The organism is Limosilactobacillus pontis DSM 8475 (assembly GCF_001435345.1).
GTDB classification, from domain to species: Bacteria; Bacillota; Bacilli; order Lactobacillales; family Lactobacillaceae; genus Limosilactobacillus; species Limosilactobacillus pontis.
In genome coordinates this window covers 179087-194794 of the sequence record NZ_AZGO01000065.1, presented here as the reverse complement: position 1 = coordinate 194794, position 15708 = coordinate 179087, and the positions used below count along the sequence as shown (strand labels likewise).

General features: G+C 56.8%; 15 protein-coding genes. 2 read left to right on the top strand and 13 right to left on the bottom strand.

The genetic code is table 11. The features are described 5' to 3' along the window. Window positions 1-13 precede the first annotated feature (13 nt). The gene (gene parE, locus FD34_RS07855) at window positions 14-2008 is read right to left on the bottom strand and encodes a DNA topoisomerase IV subunit B (protein ID WP_057808277.1); all 1995 of its coding nucleotides are present in this window, start codon (window positions 2006-2008) and stop codon (window positions 14-16) included. Window positions 2009-2251: 243 nt separating this feature from the next. Here parE and plsY point away from each other — a divergent pair, with 243 nt between their 5' ends. Further along, on the top strand, window positions 2252-2878 hold the full coding sequence (gene plsY, locus FD34_RS07850) for a glycerol-3-phosphate 1-O-acyltransferase PlsY (protein ID WP_057808276.1): 627 nt from the start codon (window positions 2252-2254) through the stop codon (window positions 2876-2878). Between the two features lie 48 nt (window positions 2879-2926). Here the strand turns inward: plsY and FD34_RS07845 are convergent, their stop codons facing one another. The 9 genes from FD34_RS07845 to FD34_RS07805 all read right to left on the bottom strand — a co-directional run bounded on the left by FD34_RS07845 (window position 2927) and on the right by FD34_RS07805 (window position 11410). Next, on the bottom strand, window positions 2927-3805 hold the full coding sequence (locus FD34_RS07845; RefSeq protein WP_057808275.1) for an aldose 1-epimerase family protein: 879 nt from the start codon (window positions 3803-3805) through the stop codon (window positions 2927-2929). 141 nt (window positions 3806-3946) lie between these two features. After that, window positions 3947-6079, bottom strand: coding sequence for a type I DNA topoisomerase (gene topA, locus FD34_RS07840; RefSeq protein ID WP_057808274.1), 2133 nt, complete (start codon window positions 6077-6079; stop codon window positions 3947-3949). Window positions 6080-6190: 111 nt separating this feature from the next. Continuing rightward, entirely contained in the window at window positions 6191-7048 is an 858-nt protein-coding gene (gene dprA, locus FD34_RS07835) for a DNA-processing protein DprA (protein ID WP_057808273.1), read from the bottom strand. A gap of 47 nt (window positions 7049-7095) precedes the next feature. After that, window positions 7096-7863 (bottom strand): ribonuclease HII, encoded by a 768-nt coding sequence (locus FD34_RS07830; RefSeq protein ID WP_057808272.1) that lies wholly within the window; start codon window positions 7861-7863, stop codon window positions 7096-7098. After that, window positions 7856-8728, bottom strand: coding sequence for a ribosome biogenesis GTPase YlqF (ylqF, locus tag FD34_RS07825; protein ID WP_057808271.1), 873 nt, complete (start codon window positions 8726-8728; stop codon window positions 7856-7858). Before ylqF ends, FD34_RS07830 begins: the two co-directional genes overlap by 8 nt. A gap of 12 nt (window positions 8729-8740) precedes the next feature. Next, on the bottom strand, window positions 8741-8962 hold the full coding sequence (locus FD34_RS07820; protein ID WP_057808270.1) for a YozE family protein: 222 nt from the start codon (window positions 8960-8962) through the stop codon (window positions 8741-8743). Window positions 8963-8974: 12 nt separating this feature from the next. Further along, on the bottom strand, window positions 8975-9574 hold the full coding sequence (locus FD34_RS07815) for a YpmS family protein (RefSeq protein ID WP_057808269.1): 600 nt from the start codon (window positions 9572-9574) through the stop codon (window positions 8975-8977). Between the two features lie 4 nt (window positions 9575-9578). Further along, a complete protein-coding gene (locus FD34_RS07810) occupies window positions 9579-10511 on the bottom strand; it encodes an SGNH/GDSL hydrolase family protein (RefSeq protein ID WP_057808268.1) in 933 nt (310 codons plus the stop codon). A 56-nt stretch (window positions 10512-10567) separates the two neighbouring features. Continuing rightward, window positions 10568-11410 carry a DegV family protein gene (locus FD34_RS07805; protein WP_057808267.1) on the bottom strand — a complete coding sequence of 281 codons (843 nt, stop codon included), beginning with the start codon at window positions 11408-11410 and terminating at the stop codon, window positions 10568-10570. A gap of 193 nt (window positions 11411-11603) precedes the next feature. On the opposite strand from FD34_RS07805, the gene trhA reads away from it, so the two are divergent. Then, on the top strand, window positions 11604-12260 hold the full coding sequence (gene trhA, locus FD34_RS07800; protein WP_057808266.1) for a PAQR family membrane homeostasis protein TrhA: 657 nt from the start codon (window positions 11604-11606) through the stop codon (window positions 12258-12260). On the opposite strand, the gene FD34_RS07795 is transcribed toward trhA, so the two are convergent. The 3 genes from FD34_RS07795 to FD34_RS07785 all read right to left on the bottom strand — a co-directional run bounded on the left by FD34_RS07795 (window position 12249) and on the right by FD34_RS07785 (window position 15706). Next, window positions 12249-12743 carry a dihydrofolate reductase gene (locus FD34_RS07795; protein ID WP_057808344.1) on the bottom strand — a complete coding sequence of 165 codons (495 nt, stop codon included), beginning with the start codon at window positions 12741-12743 and terminating at the stop codon, window positions 12249-12251. The two genes, trhA and FD34_RS07795, sit on opposite strands and share 12 nt — an antisense overlap. Window positions 12744-12753: 10 nt before the next feature. Next, window positions 12754-13716 (bottom strand): thymidylate synthase, encoded by a 963-nt coding sequence (locus tag FD34_RS07790; protein WP_057808265.1) that lies wholly within the window; start codon window positions 13714-13716, stop codon window positions 12754-12756. A gap of 88 nt (window positions 13717-13804) precedes the next feature. Further along, entirely contained in the window at window positions 13805-15706 is a 1902-nt protein-coding gene (locus FD34_RS07785; RefSeq protein ID WP_057808264.1) for an ABC-F family ATP-binding cassette domain-containing protein, read from the bottom strand. Window positions 15707-15708: the final 2 nt, after the last annotated feature.

Here is a 15708-nt window from a genome sequence, read left to right as displayed (position 1 = left end):
CTCATTACTTGGCTCACTTGCTAGCTAGATGTCCCTTGCTCTCAACCAGTTTATCGGATTCCTGGTCGTCACTTAGGGTGAACTGAACATTCTGCTCAATCCAGTCCCGCCGCGGCTCAACCTTGTTTCCCATCAGGGTGGTGACCCGCCGCTCTGCCAGCTCAGCGTCCTCAATTTGCACCCGAATCAGGGTCCGGGTAGCCGGATTCATGGTCGTCTCCCAGAGCTGGTCGGCGTTCATCTCACCGAGCCCCTTGAACCGCTGGAGCTGGGCGGTCTTGCCCATCTTCTTAGTCAGCTTGGTCAGCTCATCGTTGGTCCAGGCGTAAGTGATCTTCGTCTTGGCTCCCCGCCCCTGCTGGAGCCGGTAGAGGGGCGGCAGGGCAATGTAAATCTTGCCGGCCTCGATCATCGGCCGCATGTACTTGTAGAAGAAGGTCAACAGCAGGATCTGAATGTGGGCCCCATCGTCATCGGCATCGGTCATGATGATGATCTTGTCGTAGTTGGAATCTTCGACGTTGAATTCCGACCCGGCCCCGGCGCCAACCGTGTAGATGATCGTGTTTAATTCCTCATTTTTTAAAACATCATCCAGCTTAGCCTTCTCGGTGTTGAGGACCTTCCCCCGTAATGGGAGGATGGCCTGGTATTTACGGTCCCGGCCCTGCTTGGCGGACCCACCGGCCGAGTCCCCCTCAACTAAGAAGAGCTCGTTCTTGTTGGCGTTCTTGGACTGAGCCGGGGTCAATTTGCCGGAAAGGTTGCGTTCCTTTCTGCTCTTGCGCTTACCGCCCCGGGCCTGGTTGCGGGCCTTACGGGCGGCCTCCCGGGCTTCCCGAGCCTTGAGCGACTTACGGATCAGCATCTGGGCGAAGTCACCATTCTCCATCAGGGCGTAGTTTAGCTGCTCAGAAACAATGCTGTCGACGATCTTACGGGCCTCAGGGGTACCGAGCTTGTCCTTGGTCTGACCCTCAAATTGAAGGAGGCGTTCAGAAATCCGGACAGAGACGACCGCGGTCAGGCCCTCTCGGACGTCGCTCCCCTCTAAGTTCTTGTCGTTCGCCTTGAGGAGGCCGACCTTCTTGGCATACTCATTGAAGGTCTTGGTCCAGGCACTGCGGAAACCGGCCTCATGGGTCCCACCATCTGGCGTCCGGACGTTGTTGACAAAGGAGAGGAGGTTCTCCGAGTAGCCGTCGTTGTATTGGGCGGCCACTTCGACCTCGACCCCGTCCTGCTTGCCGTCAAAGTAGAGGATCTTCCCCAGGGTGTCCTTGCCCTCGTTGAGGTAGGAGACAAACTCCTGGATCCCATCCTTGTACTGGAAGACGTCCTGCTTCTCGTGGCCGGACCGCTTATCGGTAAGGATGATCTTGATCCCCTTCAGGAGGAAGGCCGACTCGCGCAGCCGGTTGGCCAGGGTATTGTAGTCGTAGACAGTCGTGGTGAAGATCGCCGGGTCAGGCTTGAAGGAAACCGTGGTTCCGTTGCCATCCCGGGTCTTGCCGAGCTTCTTCAGGGTCCCAACCGGCTGACCACCGTCCTTGAAGATCTCCCGGTAACGCTGGTGGTCACGGACGATTGTCAAAGTCAGGTGGGTCGACAGGGCGTTGACAACCGAGGCCCCCACCCCGTGCAGGCCCCCAGAGGTCTTGTAACCATCGGACTGGCCAAACTTCCCACCGGCGTGCAGAACGGTCATAATCACCTCGGGAGTCGGCTTACCAGACGCGTGCATCCCGACCGGCATCCCCCGCCCGTGGTCCTGGACCGTGATGGCGTTGTCGGGTTCGATGGTAACACTGATCTCATCCCCGTAGCCGGACAGGGCCTCATCGACCGCATTGTCGACAATCTCATATACCAGGTGGTGCAAGCCGCGGGCGTCGGTCGATCCGATATACATCCCAGGCCGCTTACGCACTGCTTCGAGGCCCTTCAAAACCTGAATTGAAGAATCATCATATTTTACTTTTCTTGTGGTCACAAAATGACCTCCCATAACACAATTAGTAACGTACTAAACGTATGTTCGATAAAAACATTTTATCATTGCCAAATGCCGAACGCAAATTCTTTTCGCTCTCCGACAAATCAACAAAGTAGACACAATATGAATAATACTCAAAACTGGGCCGTTTCGCAAACCTTAATTTACCAGCATTGCCAATTCCAAGTGGCGAACAGCGCGGTTTCATGCTATTCTTGATGAGCAATAATGCATTGATACTGAGGAGTAAATCAAATGACACTAAAAATTATCGTCATGATCGTCGTCGCCTACCTGTTGGGGTCCATCCCCTCGGGTCTCTGGATCGGTAAGTTCTTCTACCACAAGGACATCCGCCAGCTGGGCAGTGGGAACATCGGCACCACCAATACCTTTCGCACCCTGGGACCCAAGGCCGGGGTCGTGGTCCTCTTCATGGACATCCTTAAAGGGACCCTGGCCGCTTGTCAGCCCTACTTCTGGGGAGTTAGTGCCAGCGTTAACCCCCTTTTGATCGGGCTCTTCGCCTCCCTGGGTCATACCGTTTCGATCTTCGACCACTTCCATGGCGGCAAGGCAGTCGCCACTAGTGCCGGGATCCTGTTGGCCTACAATCCGCCCCTGTTCGGCATCGCCTGCCTGATCTTCATCACCACCCTGCTGTTGACCAGCATGGCCAGTGCAGCCAGTATCATCGGGATTACGTCGATCTTCATCATCGCCCTGTGTGAACATGATTGGGTTCTCACCCTGGTGGCCGGAATCCTGGCCGCTGTGGTCCTCAACCGTCACCGGAGCAACATCAAGCGGATCTTTGCCGGCAAGGAATCGATGGTCAGCTTTGGCCTCGGCCACTACCTCCGCCAGCACCACCAAAAGTAAAAACAAGCCGTGAGCTGAAAATCTCAACTCACGGCTTGTTTTTTTATCTTAGAACGGCCGAATGCTAAACCGGTATTGTGCCGATTGTTGTGGCGCCAGCCGGTGCATGTCCTGCTTGTGGAGGAGCTGGCCGTCCGCATTTAGGTTATCGGCAATCCCCCACCAGGGTTCAACACAGACGAAGTTGGCCGTCGCCGGGTATGCCGACCAGACACCCACGTACTGGGTACCCACGGTTGATACTGTTACCCCGTGTTGGCCGGCGGGATCGGTCAGGGTGGCCGCAAAGTCACTCCCCGCCGTCTTGAAGATTACAGCATCGTTTTTAAAGGTCGCGTGGTTAATCGTCAGCGGCTGGTGCATGTCAATCAGCTGTGGGTGGTTGGAATCGTTGTACGGGCCACGGAGGACGATTCGGGAATACTCTTCGGCAGGTTTTACACTCAGCTGGACCTGATCGAAGGCGGCCCCCGCCGTCAGTGGCATGTTGAAGCCGGGGTGAGCACCGATCGCATAGATCAGAGAACGATCGGTCGACGTGTTGACGACCATATAGGTGACCGCCACCTGGTCGTCAACCAGGGCAATCGTCACTTCTAGTCGGAAGGCAAACGGGAAGGCCTGCCGGGTCTGGGCATCATCGTGCTGCTCAAAGGTGACCCGGTCTGCTTGTTGGCTGATCACGCTAAAGCGCCGGTCGCGGGCAAAGCCGTGCTGGGTCTGGTGGTAGCGCCGTCCAGCAAAGACGTACTGGTCATCCTTCAGCCGACCCACGAAGGGAAAGAGGATCGGCGCCTGCCGCCCCCAGCTGGCCGGGTCCCCCTGCCAGAGGTATTCACGAGAATCGCCATGTCGCTTGATGCTGTGAAGCTGGGCGCCCAACTCATCAACCTGCACCGTCAACTGATCGTTCGTAAGTGTAATCATTGTCCGTTCCTCCAATTGTTAAACGATTATCATTTAGCCGATAAAAAAGTTCCTAACCTTACTGTAACAGGTTAGGAAACCCCTTTCAACAATTTTAACTAGGTAAATTTAGTAAAATTAACCCGTGATTTTTACTTGCTTTTACTTTTGCACAGCCTCCTGGTAGTCACCGTTTGGACAAACAACCTGTTTGCCCCCCTTGACCTTCTTTTCTACCAGATAGTGACCATCCTTGGGGCACTGACGACCGATCGGCTTGTCCCAGGAGACAAAGTCGCAGTCTGGGTAGCGGGAGCAACCGTAGAAGACCCGGTTCTTCTTTGACTTACGCTCAACCACCGTTCCCTGGTGGCACTTCGGGCAGGTGACCCCGGTATCCTTGACGATCGCCTTCGTATTTCGACACTTGGGGAAGCGGGAGCAGGCGTAGAACTTGCCATAGCGCCCCATCTTGACGACCATCGGGGCCCCACAGATGTCACAGTCCATTCCAGCCAGCTCGTCACGCATCTGGATCTTGTCAACCTGCTCCTCGGCATCCTTGACCTCCTTGGAGAAGGGCTGGTAGAAGCTGTCAACCACCTTGATCCAGTTCTGCTTCCCCTCCTCGACCCGGTCCAGCTCGCCCTCGACGTCAGCAGTAAACTTAGCGTTGACGATCTCGGGGAACTGGCGCTCGATGATCCGGTTGACGATTTCGCCCAGTTCGGTTGGCTCGAAGTGACGGGAGACCAGGCGGACATAGTAGCGCCGCTGGATCGTATCGAGGGTTGGTGCATAGGTGGATGGACGGCCGACCCCATTTTGCTCCAGGGTCTTGATCAGGGCCGCTTCGGTGTAGCGGGCCGGTGGCTGGGTGAAGTGCTGCTCAAGATTATCACTGGCCATCTTGGCGGTGTCACCCTCGTTCAGGTCGGGCAGAAGGTTGTCCTTCTCCTTGCCGCCCTTGTAGACCTTAGTGAAGCCGGGGAACTTGACCTTGGAACCATTGGCTCGGAAGTCGACCCCGTTTTGCTCCAGGTCGACAGTCATCGTGTCCACGACCTGAGGGGTCATCTGACTGGCCACGAACCGCGACCAGATCAGGCTGTAGAGCTTGTACTGATCCCCGGTCAGGTACTGCTTCATCGCCGCCGGAGTCCGGTAGACCGAGGTTGGCCGGATCGCTTCGTGGGCGTCTTGGGCCCCCTCAGGCAGTTTGCCCTTAACCGGCTTGACGGCCGCGTATTCACCACCGTACTCCTCGTGGATGAACTTGGAGGCCTCGTGCTTGGCGATCGAGGCAATCCGGGTGGAGTCCGTCCGCATGTAGGTAATCAACCCAACCGGGGCCCCCTGCTTGATGTCAATTCCCTCGTAGAGCATCTGGGCCGCCATCATGGTCTTCCGGGTCCGGAAATTGAGGCGGCGGTTAGCATCCTGCTGCATAGTCGAGGTGGTGTACGGCGGCTGTGGTTGGCGCTTGCGTTCCTTGCGCACTACCTTAGTGATCGCAAAGTGCTTGCGCTTATCCAGCTTCCCCAGGACGGCCTGAACATCCGTGTTGTTATGGAGGCGGACCTTCTTACCGTCCGTACCATAGAAGCTGGCCTGGAAACGGTCACGGCCGTGAATAAATTCGGCGTCGATCGTCCAATATTCCTCGGGTTTGAACTGCTTGATCTCGTTTTCCCGCTGGATAATCAGGTTGAGGGCCACCGACTGAACCCGGCCGGCACTGAGCCCCTTCTTGACCTTTTTCCAGAGGATCGGACTGATCGAATACCCCACTAGACGGTCCAGAACCCGCCGCGCCTGTTGGGCATCGACCAGGTCCATGTTGATGGTCCGGGGTTCCTTGAAGGCCTCCTTGACCGCATCCTTAGTAATCTCGTTGAAGGTCACCCGGTTTTTCTGTTGGTCGTCGAGCTTGAGGATGTTGGAAACATGCCAGGCAATCGCCTCCCCTTCACGGTCGGGGTCTGATGCTAGGTAGATGGCCTTAGCGTTCTTGGCATCCTTACGCAGTTCCTTGATGACGTCCCCCTTACCCCGGATTGAGATGTAGTCGGGCTGGTAGTTGTTCTCAACGTCAACCCCCATCCGGCTCTTGGGCAGGTCGCGGACGTGGCCAAGACTAGCGACGACCTTGTATGACCGCCCCAGAAACTTACCAATGGTCTTGGCCTTCGAAGGTGACTCCACGATCACCAAATTTTTCTTTGGCTTAGCGCGCCGGGTCGTCTTACGGCGTGTCGTCTTCTTTGTCTTACTTGTCGTTGTTTTGGTTGCCATAAAGTAGGCTCCTCACGTTCTAGATTAATTTCTCTTCTATTATTAATCCATTTAACCATCATCTGTCAAATCAGAAAAGCCTTTTTTCGAGAAATTAACCTAAAAAGCCCCTCAGGAAAATTCGTCAATCAGGTCCTGGGCCCGCAGGATCGGCTTGGCACCCGCCGCGATTAACTCGTTACAGCCCAGTGACCGGATGGTGTCGATCCGGCCCGGAACGGCGCAGACGTTGCGGTTCTCGTCGAGGGCCAAATTTGCGGTTATCAGGCTGCCGCTGCGCCGCTTGGCCTCCACCACCAGGAGGGTCTGGACCAGGCCAGCAATAATCCTGTTCCTTTCGGGAAAATGAAAAGCCAACGGGGGCTCACCCCGGCCATACTCGGACAGGACCAGGCCCCGACTAGCCACTGCCGCTTGCAACTGGCGATTCTCTGCCGGGTAGCAGCGGTCCAGACCGCATCCAATGACACCAATCGTCATCCCGCCGCACTCCAGGGTAACCCGGTGGCTCAGCCCATCAATTCCCCGGGCCAGGCCGCTGACCACCACCAGGCGGTGCTTGACAATCTCGGGGAGAAAGCCACGCAGGACCCCCACCCCATAGGCCGACGCGTCCCGGGCGCCCACAATCCCCAGCCGCGGCCGCTTTAAGAGGGAGAGATCCCCAGCATAGAAGAGAACCAGGGGTGGACAGAAGATTTCCCTGAGGGATGCCGGATAGGCCAGGTCATCAATCGTGAGGTGGGGCTGGGCCTGGTTGACCCGGACGGCCCGGTCCAATTCCGGACTGGTCCAGTTGTTCAATAGGGCGGTCTGGGAACGCAGGCTGAGCTGGCAGCCATCTACCAGGCGGGGCAGGTCATCAAAACACCGCAGCTGCTGTGCCCGCTTCCACACCCGCACCTTCGAAATGCGGCCCAGGCCCCGGCACAGACTTAATCGTAATAAGAATTCACGTGCTTGTAACATAAGAAGAACCTCCTACTAGATAAGTACGAGATTCTGGTCGAAAAACGCTAATTTAAATAATCCGGTACCGGCCGAAACGACCGGCGATGAATTGGGGTTACCCCCTGGGCAGCCAAGCCGGCCAGGTGCTCCCGGGTCCCGTAGCCCATGTTCTCCGCAAAACCGTAACCCGGATAGACCCGGTCATAGTCGCGCATCAGGTGGTCCCGGTATTCCTTGGCCACGATGCTGGCGGCGGCCACGCTGATGCTCTTCTGATCTCCCTTGATCAGGGTCGTCTGTGGGATGTCAACCTTCAATGGCACCGCATCGACGATCAGGTGAGCCGGCCGGTGGTGAAGGTTTTGCACCGCCCGGATCATGGCGTCCTGGGTAGCCGCGTAGATGTTCAGCCGGTCAATTACCTCCCGATCGTTGACGGCGATGCTGACCTCGACCGCCTCATTGACAATCTGGAGGTAGAGCTGCTCCCGCTCATGACGGGTCAGCTGCTTGGAGTCCGTCACCCCGACTAGGTCGAAGTCTGGCCGCAGGATCACGGCGCAGGTCACCACCGGCCCGGCCAGGGGACCCCGACCGACCTCATCCATCCCCGCAACATATTGACAGCCGCTCTGCCAGAGGGCCCGTTCATAGTGAAAGCGCCGCCGAAAAGCCGCCTGGGCCGCTGCCATTCGGTCCAGCCGCCGGAAAAACTGGGTCAGGGCCGGCTGGACACCCTTACGTGGGTCCGCCCGCAGGCTTTCAACGTAAGGATCATCCCGGTCGGTCAGCTGGGCGAGGTGGGCCCTAACCTGTTTAATGGTCTCACTCATTGATGCCCTCCGCATTCAGGTCGCCCGGTACTTCCATCGTGATCGGCCCCAGCTTCCCCTTACGCAGGTCAAAGATTAGCCGCTCACTAGCCCGGTCGTAGTCGTCACGAAAGCCCATCTTCTGGGTAATTGTCAAGAGCAGGTCAGGATCGGTCACCGAATCTGCCAGGTCGGCTTCAGTAAGTCGGTAACGCTGGGCCAGCTTCGTCGGCTGGTGTTCCCGTAGGTAGTGGAGAGCAAACAGGGCCACGTCATCCTTGGGATAAAGGCTGTCCTTGATCGCCCCGCTCAGGGCCAGCATCTGCCCCTGCTTGGCACTGGCAAACTTGTGCCAGAGAACCCCGGGGGTGTCCAGGAGCTCCAGGTCGGCGGACGACCGCAGCCACTGCTGACCGGTCGTCACCCCTGGTCGGTTTCCGGTGACGGCAACGTTCTTCTTGACCAGGTGGTTCAAGAGGGTCGACTTGCCGACGTTCGGTACCCCAACACACATTGCCCGGATCGGCCGCTTCTTGAGCCCCTTGGCACTCTCCTCCACCATCTTGTCGTGGAGGATCTCCTTGCTCTTAGCGGTTACCAGCTTGGCGACGTTCTGCTGGCGAGAGTCGAGGGCGAGGACCGGCTGCCCCTGTTTCTTGAAGAACGCTAACCATTCCGCCAACCGGTCGTGGTCGGCCAGGTCGGTCTTGGTCATGATCAGGAGCCGGGGCTTATCGCCGGCGGCTAGGGCAACCTCCGGATTCTGCGAGGAGTAAGGAACCCGGGCATCAACCAGTTCAAACACGATGTCAACCAACGGCATCTGCTCGCGAATCTGGCGCAGGGCCTTGGCCATGTGGCCGGGGAACCATTGAATCACTGCCATGTTAATTCCTCCTTAATTCATTGCATCCAGGTACCGCTGCCAGGCCGTATCAAAGATGGTCATTGACGGCAGGTACTCGGCATTTTCTTCCAGGTACTTAGAAATCTCATCAAAGTCGGTCGACTGTTTGGGAAAGCTGCTGTCTAAAAAGGCGTTGTTGGCAAACTGTTCCACCTCATCGGCGTCGGTCGGCTTGCGCTGGGTCATCAAAAAGCGGTAGAAGCTATCACGCATTATTCATTCCTCCTAGTTGTCGGTTGGCACGGTGATCAGGAAGCGGAAACGGCCGTCTGCCATGTTGATCTCTTTGGCCGAGTACTTCAGTGAACGGTGCTTGCTGTAACGGTTGAGGTCGAGCAGGACCGTCTTCTTCTTGGCGTTGATCGAGACCCACTTCGGGATGTTGTAGTTCTTGGCGATGTAGCCCATCACAAAGCGCAGTGGGATGTTCAACTGCCCGACCGAGAGCCCCTTGGCCTTGAGCAGGATGTTGCCCTGCTTGGTCATCTGGGGAATGAAGTTAATGGCAAAGCAGACCTTGACCCCCATGAACTTGGTATCACCAACCAGGGTGGCGTACTTTTCCCCCACCATGAAGTGGTACTTGACCTGCTGGCCCTTCAGGAACTTGTTCAGGTAGTTGGCCGACAGGGCATTGACCTGCTTGCGGTTCAGAACCACCGTCAGCGAGGTGTTGCTGACCGTCGCCGGCCGGCTAACTTCGGGAGCTGGCGCGGGGGTGGCCGCCTTATGGACCACCACCGCCCCGGAGACGACGATCGCCGCCAGCAGGACAAAGAAGGCCCACTTCCAGATATTGAAATGTTTTGTTGCTAACTTACTCATTGGCTTACCTCTTTACGTATTCCCAACCGTCATGGTCCACCATCGCCTTAAAGAGCTCCTGGGCGATGTGCTCGTAACCGGTATGGTTCGGGTGGAAGTTATCATCGGTGGAAATGTAGTCGTTCAGATTCTTGTCCTCGTTGTTCATGACCTTAATGGACCGGGCCTGACTGACCTTACCGTGGTTAACCCGGTTCTCCTTGGCCGCCAGCTGCTGTCGGGCGGCCTTGGTCTTGTACTGACCGTATGACATCAGGTGGTTGATATCCACGAAATACATCCGCGAGTACCCGCTCATCACCTGCCTGGTCGTCTGGTTCCAGTAGACAACGGCATCACTGATGGTGGTTACGTCCGGAAAGTAGGTATAAAAGGGGTTGTAGATGCTCATCACAAAGATCGGCGCGTGGGGATTCTGCTTGCGAACTGCCGTGAAAAGCTTGTTCAGCTTGGCCCGGTAGGTCTTGCTGGCAAGTTCGACATCGCGGTTGATCCGGTCAGGTGAGTTGGTGGCATCCTGTTCTAACTTCTGCATCAGGTCGTTGCCCCCAACGGTCATCGTGATCACGTTGGCTTGACGGAGGTCCCGGCGCAGCTGTTGTTGGCTGTTTAACCGGGCCAGAATTTGATCGGACCGATCGCCACTGACCCCGTAGTTAACCGTTGTCACACTTGTCTTGCGGTAACGGTGTTCAACCTTCTTCTTGATGATGCCGACGTAGCCACCATTATTGGTCTCATCACCTTGGCCGTGGGTGAGGGAATCACCAAGCGCCACCAGTTTGACGTGCTTGCGCTCCACGTACCGCGGTTTGGTGACCCGCACCCGCTCACGACCCTGGTTCCCGGCGGCTGAAACGTGGACATGCCAGGCCCAGACGGCCACCAGTGCAACCACCAGAACCAGCCCGGCCGCCAGCCATCCTCTCTTTTTCACAGACAACACCCCTTTTTGGATAAATAAAAGCGGCCGCTATCTGACCGCCGTGTTTCTTATTCAGTGTAGTACAGGAGACAGCAGGCACCCATCCCGGTGTGCGTTGCGATAATTGGCACCGTCTCACGAACGACTACCTTGATGTTTGGATAGAGCTTACCCAGGGCCTCCTTGAGCCGGGCAACCTCCTTATCGGCCTGGACGTGAGAGATCCCAATCGCCTTAACCTTGGGGCCGGCTGCCATCTCACCCAGGAGCTTGTCCCATTCCTTGTGAATGGCCTTGGTTCCCCGTCCCTTCATCAGGATGTGGATCTGCCCACCGGAAACCTGGAGCATCACCTTGATGTTCAAGAGGCTGGACAGGGCGCCGGCAAACTTGCTGATCCGGCCACCCGCCACCAGGTTGTGGAGGTTATCAATTGCCAGGTAGAGCTTGCTCTTATCCAGGACCTCCTTCATCTTGGCGATGGCGTCATCAACACTACCACCGTTTTCCAGGACCTGGGCGGCCTCCACGATCTGGAAGGCCATCTCCTGGTCAGTTGTCTGCGAGTCGTAAACCGTCACCTTGGCCTTGGTGAGCTCAGCCGCCTGCTGGGCCGCGTGAACGGTCCCGGAGATGGAGGCCATCATCGTTACGCAGAGGACCTCACTGCCGTCCTCGCCAAGCTTGTCGAAGACGTCGACAAACTTGCCAATTGGCGGCTGGGACGTCTTGGGCAGGGACTTGGCATTCTTCATCATCTCGGGAAACTGCTCGTTGGTGATCGTCTCCCGTTCGGTGTAGACCGTCCCGTCGATCATCACGGTCAATGGAACAATTGTAATATCGTATTTTTTAATCTCTTCCTCGGTCAGGCCGGCGGAAGAATCACAAACTATTTTAACCTTTGCCATGGAAAATCTACTCTCCCTGTGTGTATATCTGTGTTATAATTAACCTAGTTGTCAAAACCAGCTATAGAATTTACAAAACTATTATACACATTTTATTGAATGTTGAATGATTAAATTCGTTAACATTCAGCCTTTAGTATAGCAAATCTCAATCAAGAATTCATCGCTGATCAACCAGAAAGGGGTAATTATCATGATCAGAACATCGAACAATCCCAACCGGGTGCAGAATCGTCAGGAACTATTAATCGAAATTGCCAACGCGGTGACCCACGGGATCGGGGCCGGACTGGCGATCGCCGGACTGGTCTTTTTAATCATCCGGGCTGCTTCCACCGGTGACCCGATGCGGATTGTCACCTTCACCGTCTACGGCAGCATCCTAGTCCTCTTCTACCTGTCGTCAACCCTGTTTCACGCCCTCTACTTCACCCGGGCCCGCCGGCTCTTCCGGATCTTTGATCACGCCATGATCTTCGTGTTGATCGCCGGCACCTATACCCCCTACTGCCTGGTCGCCATCCGCGGCTGGGCGGGATGGACCTTCTTCGGAATCATCTGGGCACTGGCGGTCCTTGGGGTCGTATACAAGAGCATCTGGCTCAAGCATAAGAGTAACTACTCGACCCTGATCTACGTCCTGATGGGCTGGCTATGCGTCTTCGCCTTCATCCCTCTCTGGCGCGCTCTGGGGCCGGTGGGCTTTGGCTTGTTGCTGGCCGGGGGAATCACCTTCACCCTGGGTGCCCTGCTCTATAGCCGGCCAAGTCATTACACCCACCTCATCTGGCACTTCTTCGTCCTGGTTGGGACGGCCTTCATGTACTTCTCCATCCTATTATTCGTTTAATTGCCACTGCTCAAACCAGCAGACTGGCGCGGCACCGTCACCATCGACGGTCTGCCGATCAAGTAAATGCCACCGGGAATAATCGACCGGTGGCATTTTTGTGTCACCATGGTAGTGGCCGTTGATAACCGTCCTCTCAAGGGTCGTCGCCCACGGCAGCAGGGCGTCAAACACCCCGGCCCCGCCGATCACGCAGGCATTTTCACCGTCCGGCAGCCGGTCCAGCAGCCCCATGAGTGCGGCCTTATCATGGACCACCGTCACCCCGGGAATCATAAGGTCTCGGTGGGTCAGGACGATGTTTTCCCGGTGTGGCAGGGGCCGGCCGATCGACTCATAGGTCCGGCGCCCCATAATGACTGGTTGACCCATCGTGACTTGTTTGAAGTGGCGCATATCGGCCGGCACGTGCCAAGGCAGGGTGTTGTCCTTGCCAATCCAACCATCCAGGTCCTCAGCCCACACAAAACTAATCGCTGTCATCGCCGTCACCTCAGACTGCCACCGGCGCCTTGATTGCCGGCTCGTGGGTGTAGCCTTCCAATTGAATGTCAGTCATCTGATACTGGTCAATCGGCTTCGGGGCGTCCGGCAAAATCAGCTGGGGCGCTGCGTGGGGTGTCCGGGTGAGCTGTTCCTTAACCTGCGCAAGGTGGTTAAGGTAGATGTGCGCATCCCCGAGGGTGTGCACAAAGTCCCCGGGCTCCAATCCGCACTGGTGGGCAATCATCGAGGTTAGCAGGGCATAGCTGGCGATGTTAAATGGCACCCCGAGGAAGATGTCAGCACTGCGCTGGTAGAGCTGGCAGCTCAGCTTGCCGTCGTTGACGTAGAACTGAAACATGGTGTGACATGGTGGCAGAGCCATCGACGGCACGTCCTCGGGGTTCCAGGCGGAGACAATCATCCGCCGGGAATCAGGGGTGGTCTTGATCTGGTGGATCACGTTGGCCAGCTGGTCAATCGTCTTCCCCTGGCTCGTCTTCCAGTGCCGCCACTGGCTTCCGTAGACCAGGCCCAGGTCACCGTACCTCTTGGCAAAGTCATCGTCATCAAGAATTCGCTGACAGAAGGCCTGCTTCTCGGCCAGGTACTGCTTCTTGAATGCCGGGTCCGTCAGCCAGCGGTGACCGAAGTCGGTCATGTCCGGGCCGTGATATTCTGGGCTGGTGACCCACTTTTTGAAGGCCCATTCGTCCCAGATGTGGTTGTGGTGCTGGAGGAGGAAACGGATATTGGTGTCCCCCCGCAAAAACCAGAGCAATTCACTCTTGATCAGGCCAAAGGGCACCTTCTTGGTGGTTAGGATGGGGAAACCCTGGCTGAGGTCAAAGCGCATCTGGTAGCCGAAGACCGACCGCGTCCCCGTCCCGGTCCGATCCGACTTCTCGTGGCCGTGTTCCAGGACGTAACGGGCCAGGTCGAGGTACTGCTGTTCGTTGATGTTTTCTGTCATCTTGTTCTCGCACTCCTTGTCATGGTTGCTAATAATATATCACATATCACAAAAATGGGGTGGCCATTTTTAGCACCCCATTTTAATTTTATTCATCGACAAAGTTGCTTAGGTACTCCCACCGGGCCGTCTTTTCATCGATCTGCTTCTGGACCGCGTTCAACTGTTTCTGCAGGTCGGCCAGCTTGGTGTAGTCGCTGGCCGCCGCGGCCATCTGCTTCTCCAGGTCCTGGTGCTGCTGATCGAGGGCATCGAGGTCGTCGTCGATGTGGTCCCACTCCAGCTGCTCCGCGTAGGTGAGTTTAGTTTTCTTCTTGGGCGCCGATGCAACCTTCTTCGGTGGCTGGCTCTTCTTGGTCGTTGCCTTGGCTGCCTGCTGGCTCTCCTTGACCGCTTGCTCCTCCTTGAGGTAGTCCGTAAAGCGGCCGGTGTAGCGCTGAATCTGGCCGTTACCCTGGAAGATCAGCAGGTCGTCGGCCACCTTGTCCAGGAAGTAGCGGTCGTGGGAGACGGTGATGACCGTCCCGGCAAAGCTATCCAGGTAGTCTTCTAAGACCGTCAGTGTCCCAATATCCAGGTCGTTGGTCGGTTCGTCCAAGAGGAGGACGTTGGGCTGCTGCATCAGGATCTTCAGCAGGTAGAGCCGGCGCTTCTCACCCCCGGAGAGCTTCCGGATCAGGGTCCCGTGCATGAAACGGGGGAAGAGGAAGCGCTCCAGGAGCTGGGTGACACTGAGCTTGTGGCCATCCTTATCGGTGACGTTCTCGGCAATCTCACTCAGAAACGAAATCATCCGCTTGCTGTCGTCGACCCCCTCGGTCTGCTGGGTGTAGTAGCCGAGCTTAACGGTCTCCCCAATCTTCAACACCCCGCTATCCAGGGGGACCCGCTGGGCGATCACGTTGAGCAGGCTGGTCTTGCCGGCCCCGTTCTCACCGGTGATGCCGATCCGTTCACCGGCCTGGACCAGCCAGTTAAAGTCGTTTAAGATCCGGTGGTCCCCGAGCGTCAAGTTGGCATCCTTGAACTTAATCACATCCTTACCCAGCCGTTGGGAGCCCAGGTTGATGGCGATGTCCTGGTCGGTCTGGAGGTTTCCAACCTTGCCCGCTAACTCGTGGAAACGGTTGATCCGCCCCTTCTGCTTGGTACTGCGGGCCTTGGCTCCCGTTCGCATCCAGGCCAGCTCCTTCTTGTAGAGCTGCTGGTTCTTCTTCTCGGTCTCCTGGGCCAGTTCGACCCGTTCTGCCTTCTTGGCCACGAAGTCCTGGTAGTTCCCCTCGTAATGGTAGAGGTTGCCGAATGAGAGCTCCCAGATGTGGTTAGTGACTTGGTCAAGGAAGTAACGGTCGTGGGTGACAACCAGGACGGCACCCTTGTAGCTGCGCAGGAAGTCCTGAAGCCAGATGACTGAGTCTAAGTCGAGGTGGTTGGTCGGCTCGTCCAACAGGAGGAGGTCCGGCTGTTCAATCAGGACCTGGGCCAGGCCAACCCGCTTCTGCTGGCCCCCGGACAGGTCACCAATCCGCTGGCTGGTGTCAGTGATCTTCAGCTGGGTCAGGATCGTCTTGACCTGACTATCGGCCTCCCAGGCGTCCTCCTGGTCCATCTTGGCCTGCATCTTGGTATAACGGTCGATGGCCTGGGGATCCGTGGGCTGGTCACTGAACTTCTGGAGGGCACCCTCGTAGGCCCGGATCGTCTTGAAGACCGGCTGCTGCCCCTCAAAGATGGCCTCCATGATCGTCTTGTCCGCATCTAGTTCCGGCTGCTGCTTCAGGTATCCGATCGTGTAGTCGTTGGGCTTGGTGATCGTCCCCGTTTCCGGACTAACCGCCCCGCTGATGACGTTGAGCAGGCTGGTCTTCCCACTGCCGTTGACCCCGATCAGCCCGATCCGGTCATTTTCGTTGATGATAAAGTCAATATCCTTAAAGAGGGTCTTCTCGCCATAGGTACTGGTCAGACCCTCTGCGCGCATTGTTTGCATTC